Consider the following 269-nt stretch of genomic DNA (forward strand, 5'->3'; position numbering starts at 1 on the left):
CTGAGGGGACAGTAACACCCCCTCATTCCATAACGGACGAAAAATCTTCATGACATCAACCCGTTATGCTTTGGCCTTCGGCATCTTGCTGACCAGGGAAAGATTGACATCCATCCCCTCCACCTGGAAGTGCGGGACCGCAAAGAGTTTCACACGGAAGAAGCCCGGGTTATCCTCGATATCTTCCACGACAACCTTGCCTTCGCGCAGCGGGTGAGACGCCTGCAGGGCATCGCCCGGATCGGTCATCTCGGTCACCAGGCCGCTCA

Annotated in this window: 1 pseudogene; it reads right to left on the bottom strand. The window is 56.5% G+C overall.

Going from position 1 to position 269, the window contains the following annotated elements:
• Nucleotides 1–63: 63 nt before the first annotated feature.
• Nucleotides 64–269: pseudogene (locus tag AAIR21_RS28120) on the bottom strand (type VI secretion system contractile sheath large subunit); the annotation flags it as partial.

Source organism: Enterobacter sp. PTB (assembly GCF_051130085.1).
Classification (GTDB): domain Bacteria; phylum Pseudomonadota; class Gammaproteobacteria; order Enterobacterales; family Enterobacteriaceae; genus Enterobacter; species Enterobacter ludwigii.